1 pseudogene is annotated in these 330 nt (G+C 56.4%); it reads left to right on the top strand.

The window, feature by feature from the left end:
- Positions 1–298, top strand: a pseudogene (locus HB633_RS30700) (cytochrome C oxidase subunit I); the annotation flags it as partial.
- Positions 299–330 lie beyond the last annotated feature (32 nt).

The raw sequence follows: 330 nt of genomic DNA, 5'->3' as shown, positions 1-330 counted from the left end.
AGCCATGTCGGTGATCATCTCGACTATCGGCGGGCTGATTCTGGTGGTCTCGGCGGTGATGTTTTTTATCGTGCTGATTCGCGCGCATCGCGGGCCGCGTGTGGTAGTCGAAGAGTATCGTTTCAGCACGGCGGTGCATGAATCCAAAACCATTCCCGTTGCGTTGAACAGCTTCGGCTTGTGGCTTGCATTGATGATCGGCCTGACGCTTTTCAATTACGGCTATCCGATTGCATCCCTGGTGTCGCGCTCGGACACCTCGGTGCCGGCAATTCCAATTGGAGGGCCGCAACGATGAGCGAAGAACGCCTGTTCTCGTTACGCAACCGC

The organism is Caballeronia sp. dw_276 (assembly GCF_018449635.1).
Lineage (GTDB): Bacteria > Pseudomonadota > Gammaproteobacteria > Burkholderiales > Burkholderiaceae > Caballeronia.
This window is presented reverse-complemented; position numbering and strand designations above follow the sequence as displayed.